Annotated in this window: 5 protein-coding genes; all 5 read right to left on the bottom strand. The window is 36.9% G+C overall.

Going from position 1 to position 5,903, the window contains the following annotated elements; translation table 11 throughout:
• The coding region (locus AC1DND_RS19405) for a YidC/Oxa1 family insertase periplasmic-domain containing protein (protein ID WP_477584111.1) at positions 1 to 790 on the bottom strand (790 nt) is incomplete at its 3' end.
• A 170-nt stretch (positions 791 to 960) separates the two neighbouring features.
• The gene (locus AC1DND_RS19400) at positions 961 to 1,215 is read right to left on the bottom strand and encodes a hypothetical protein (RefSeq protein ID WP_477584109.1); all 255 of its coding nucleotides are present in this window, start codon (positions 1,213 to 1,215) and stop codon (positions 961 to 963) included.
• 20 nt (positions 1,216 to 1,235) lie between these two features.
• The gene (locus AC1DND_RS19395) at positions 1,236 to 2,852 is read right to left on the bottom strand and encodes a CTP synthase (RefSeq protein WP_029274708.1); all 1,617 of its coding nucleotides are present in this window, start codon (positions 2,850 to 2,852) and stop codon (positions 1,236 to 1,238) included.
• A 161-nt stretch (positions 2,853 to 3,013) separates the two neighbouring features.
• Positions 3,014 to 3,775, bottom strand: a complete 762-nt coding sequence (locus tag AC1DND_RS19390) for a GLPGLI family protein (RefSeq protein ID WP_477584107.1) — start codon at positions 3,773 to 3,775, stop codon at positions 3,014 to 3,016.
• A gap of 6 nt (positions 3,776 to 3,781) precedes the next feature.
• A partial coding sequence (locus tag AC1DND_RS19385; protein ID WP_477584105.1) for an outer membrane beta-barrel protein occupies positions 3,782 to 5,903 on the bottom strand: 2,122 nt, incomplete at its 5' end.

The following is a 5,903-nucleotide window of genomic DNA, read 5'->3' as shown; positions in this document are numbered from 1 at the left end:
ATGTAGAGATCGTCATCAATACACACATTAAACTTAAGTGATCGCCAATGAAAGGGATTTTTACGCCAAATTTGATGAACTCATCATAAGTAGATAAATCTTTCATCCAAAGGAAACTCTCACCGCGTAACTCAAACAAGTTAGGGAAGAAGAAGAAGAAGGCCATTACCAAAGGCAACTGTAATACCATTGGCAGGCATCCACCCAGAGGATTTACACCAGCTTTCTTATATAGTTTTAAATATTCCTGTTGAACCAATGTTGGATTATCTTCACCTACTTTAGCTTTTATCTCATCCATTTCTGGTTTCAAAACCCTCATTTTAGCCATTGATAGGTATGACTTGTAAGTAAGTGGTGATAAAGCAAGTTTTAGTAAAATGGTTAATACCAAGATAATTAATCCGTAGTTCCAGCCAAAACTGTTTAAGAAGTTAAATACAGGTAATACAATGAAACGGTTAATGTATTTTAAAGGCCAGTAACCCATATCAACCTGTTGCTCTAAATCGTATCCCTGAGCTTTTAAGGCAGAGAATTTATTGGTTCCGAAATAGAATTCCATTTCATAAACCTGGTTGGCTGTATGTGCATAAGGCAATTGCATATTGGCATCATAAAACTTCACCTGGCCAGGAGTGGTTGGGATTTTAACTTCTAAACTTCCTTTTTCGAAAGCCTGTTTTGAAATTAAAGAAGCTGAGAAAAAGTGCTGCTTGAATGAGAACCATTGAATTTTACCTTTCGATAACTCTTCTTTCTCATCTTTCGAAACACTTAGGTGGTTCACATCACCATCTAAATACTTGTAATAAGGAGCAGAATAACGGTGCTCACTTTCGATCGATTTTTCTTGCTGTAATAAAGTAGTCTGCCAGTTTAAGCCAATATTATTGCCTGCAATTACTTGCTGTAAGCCAACTAAATTGATGTTGAAAGCGACTTTGTTACTTAACGCTTTTAAATCGCTTCGGTACCAGTAATTGCGGTACCAAAAGGGCCTTTTAGGGCTAAAGAATCTACAACTGGGTTAGCAATCGCAGCTGTTTTAGTAGTATCTTTTTGTACTGGTGTAACGCCAGCTTTTTTTGCCAATTCTATACTGTCTCTTTCTTTGGCTTTTTTAATTTCCACCGCGTTCGGCTTCAAAAAGTAGAATGATCCTGCCAAAATGATCATAATCAGGAACAGTCCTGTAAAGGTATTTCTATCCATTATTTATGTATGTACTGCTTTTAATTCGTTTTCTTTTTCGCAAACTCCATCGCAGCGGCGACAAATTTAACAAAAAGTGGGTGAGGATTAGCAACTGTTGATTTTAATTCTGGGTGAAACTGCCCGCCAACGAAAAATGGATGATTTTTAAGCTCCACAATTTCAACTAAATTGGTTTGCGGATTCATACCTGACGCAATCATTCCTGCATCTTCATATTGCTTTAAATAAGCATTGTTAAATTCGTAACGGTGACGGTGGCGCTCATTGATGTGTGATTTGCCGTAAATAGAAAAAGCTTTTGTTCCTTTTTTGATATCACAAGGATAAGAGCCTAAACGCATTGTTCCACCTTTATTTGTTATTTTTTTCTGCTCTTCCATCATGTTAATTACCGGATTTGCAGCATTTTCCTCAATTTCTGTAGTATGTGCATCTTTCAAACCTAAAACGTTCCGTCCAAATTCGATAACAGCACATTGCATACCCAGGCAGATTCCGAAGAAAGGAATATTGTTCTCGCGAACATATTTTATAGCATCAATTTTACCTTCAATACCCCGGCTACCAAAACCTGGTGCAACTAAAACGCCTTGTAAGTGACCTAATTTATCTTTTACATTATCAGGGAAAATGCCTTCAGAGTGTATATATTCTACCTTAACCTTACATTCATTTTTCGAACCTGCGTGTACAAAAGATTCTATAATTGATTTATAAGCATCAGGTAATTCTACATACTTACCGATTAAACCAATTTTAACCTCTGCCGTAGGATTTTTTAAACGGCCCAGGAAGTCTTTCCAGCTTTCCATATCAGGGTCGCTTTTGGTCGGTAATTTTAATTTCGATAAAACAGTTTTATCCAATTGTTCTTTTAACATCAACAATGGCACATCATAAATAGTAGATGCATCCATCGATTCGACTACGGCATTGATGTTAACGTTACAAAATAAAGCAATTTTTTTTCTGATCTCAGGGCTAATATGGTGCTCGGTTCTGCAAACCAATATATCCGGCTGTATTCCGTACTCCAACAAAGCTTTAACCGAGTGTTGTGTCGGCTTGGTTTTTAACTCACCTGCAGCAGCTAAATAAGGCACCAGGGTTAAGTGGATTACAATAGCATTGGTACTGCCTTCTTCCCATTTAAACTGACGAACAGCCTCAATAAATGGTAACGATTCGATATCACCCACAGTTCCACCAAGTTCTGTAATTATAATATCATATTCACCGCTATCACCTAAAATACGCATGTTGCGTTTAATTTCGTCGGTAATGTGGGGTACAACCTGAACTGTTTTGCCCAGATACTCACCTTTACGCTCTTTATTAATTACATTCTGGTAAATACGGCCGGTAGTAATGTTGTTTGCCTGTGATGTTGGAACGTTAAGGAAACGCTCATAATGACCAAGATCCAGATCGGTTTCAGCACCATCTTCGGTTACAAAGCATTCGCCATGTTCGTATGGATTTAAAGTTCCTGGATCGATATTAATGTACGGATCGAATTTTTGAATGGTTACACGGTAGCCACGTGCCTGTAAAAGTTTAGCTAAAGATGCGGAAATGATGCCCTTACCTAAAGAGGAAGTAACACCGCCCGTAACAAAAATATACTTTGTCATGATTGATAATTTGTGGAATTAACCAGGTGTTTTGGACCTGGTTAATTGTTTTTGTACGGGATACAAAGGTACAAAAAATTATCGCTCGATTAGATACTTGCCAGAATATTTTTTCTCCATATTATATCTCTGATAGTGACTGTTTTAGGTAAGGTGATCACCTAAAGTATCAGCGTGTAGAGTTCTTTTTTAATGTCTTCTATCTTTCTGGGGTTCTTTTTATCCTCATAACGGGTATAGAGGTCGATCATTTTTTTGAAATCTTTTTCGGTATCGGTTCTTTTACCTTTTGCAGGAGGAGCAATGTTAAAGATAGGAACGTTTTTAGCTTCAACCTTGGTGGCAAACCAGGTAGTATTATACCGAGGTATGGCTAGGCCTAATATCATTCCAGGTAAGCCTGTAAATCCTTCAGGGCCACCTTTTAACAAAATTTCTTCACTATAGAAAGCCACTACAGTAACCGAATCGTTTATTACTGCTATTGCTTTACGGCATTCGTAACCTGCAATTTGGCGTACATCATGCATGATTTTCCAATTGAGATGGGGGATAGTATCTTTTAAAATAAAATCTTCGCCTCTTATTGGTTTTCTGATTACTCTTGCTTTTTTGCTAAAGTCGGTATACAGCTCATTTGTATTCTCACCAGCAATAAAGAAGAAATTATTGTCGTTCAAGGTCTCTTTTGGTTTAATCTTATAAATGGAGCTACTGTCGTTAAAGCTATAATCCCAATTGGAAATCCTGTATTTGCTCATTTTATCCCTGGCATCGTCTGATATCCAGGTGTTTGATGCCAATTGCTGTTTTTGATTGATCTTTTTCTCGAAAGTTATTTTGGCACTTTTGATGAAAACAGTTTGTGCACGCACTACTATAACTGCAGAAAACAAGATTATGGTTAGTCCTAAATTTTTCATCTTCAATTATTTTTTGTCTTGTTTAACAAAGTTTCCGGTTAAATTATAGGTGATGCCAATTAGGACGTACCTCGGAATAAAGCTATTGGTGTATTCACTGATGTTATTGCCTCCCACGTAGCGATTATAGCCGATTTTTTCAGCTAGAATGTCAGAAATGGATACTTTAAGCTCTAATTCTTGTGATTTGAGCATCTTTTTTGATAAATAAGCGTTCCATAAGGCAATATTTACTGGTGTGCTAAAAGAAGAATTTGCTGGTTGATATGACAAGGATATCGATGTATTAAATTCTGTATTGTATGGAAGTTCTATGTTTCCAGAAATATCATGGTTGTGGCTAAAGTTTTTACCATTATTTATCGAACCGATTGACGAACGGCTGTTCGAAAAAGTAACCGATGGATTATACTGGATTTGAACTTTATCTCCATAATAGCTAAAACGAGGACGTATATTAATGCTATTGTTCACATTCTCATTCAACTTATTGTTTAAGATTGAAACGGAGTTCGAATGATTGAAATTGGCATTTAAACCTGCGTTAAAGTGGATTTTGCTAAAACTTTTATTAAAACTCGCACCTGCGTAAAAATTATTATTACCATTTAAATTGATATAACTGCTGATGGTTTTATTCACATCATCGACTGTTCTTGAGCTTACAACGGCATTTTTGGTAAAGCTGTAGCCACCATACACATACGCATACATCTGTGACTTTTGCTGATACGTATTAAAATTAAAGCCAAAATTATTGTTGAAAGATGGTTTTAAATTTGGATTACCTTTTATTTCGTAAAGTGGATTGTTAATTTGTCTGATAGGTTGCAACTGATCTAAACTCGGCTGTCGGGTATTACCATTGTAGTTTAATGATACACTGGTGTTTTTACCAAGTTTATAGTTAAAGTTACTCTGTGGGGCCCAGTTTAAATAGTTTCGGTTAAATTTATTGTTGCGGTCCAGATCATTCAGCTCGAATGTCGTTTCGGTAGCCTCCGCACCACCAGATAGCGTGAACTTCTTTGATCTGTATTGCAACACAATTTTACCAATGTTCGAAAAATTATTGAAATCGAAATTGTTGCTCAGTGAATCGATTCGTTTATTATTTAATGATTTATCGAATACCAGTTTATGGCTATTTGATGTTACTGTTTTAAAGCTGTATGCTGTTTGTAATGAAAATTGCTTGCCTAAAGGTTCGGTATATGATATTCTGGTACCAAGAGAGCTTTCACTTCCCGAATTATCGTTCAGAAAGTTTTGGTTGACAGTTCTGTTGATTGTTCCATTCCCATCATAGTAATTGGTTACACTTAAACTGGTGCCCAAACTCGTGCTGCTTTTGGTTTCAGGTTGTATGTCAATAGAGAGTGTTCTTCCTTTTTTTACAAACTTTTTAGCGTAATTAATATTTCCGTTAAACAAGTCGTTGTCGCCATTGCTATCATTAGACTGATCACTATTATTTACAAATATCCCTGCGTCATTTTTAGTTTCGTTCTTGCTGATATACTGGCTGCTGTTTTTGCGTTTGCTACCTGCAAAGGATATTTTTAAGGTAGAAAGCGAATCTAATTTAATATCGACACTGCCTTTTAAACTCTGTCCGGTATTTCTGGTTTCGCTGTTTGAGCTGCCTTCGCTAAAAAAATTCGTTCCGTTGGGCAGTAACGACTGGTTTTTAGAAGTTGTTCTGTCCAATATGTTTCTGTCACTGCCTTTATAATTGAGCTTTAGGCCAACTTTGTTTTCGTTCCATTTGTCAGAAAAATGCGCCCCATATCCCGTTACATCAGGTAGTCCGCTTGATGGTGAAAAATCATCTTCATCACGGCTGCCGCCATAGCTGATCATTACTGTACTGCCGTCATCGCCAACTTCAATAACATCATAATCATTGCCTTTTAGCTTGCTCATGGCAGCACTGGCTTTCGAATCTTGATTGGTATTGGAGTTAGAGCCAAAAACCGCGGCCTTTAATTTGTTTTTATAAATGCCCGCCATGCCACCTATATTTTTATAATGCTTAAGGTCGCTATTGGCATCCAGGGTGCTGAGATACCCATTTTTGGCGTTTTCCTTGAGTTTGATGTTCATTACCTTCTCTTTGGCATCACCT

This window comes from Pedobacter sp. 01N416, assembly GCF_056399685.1.
This window is presented reverse-complemented; position numbering and strand designations above follow the sequence as displayed.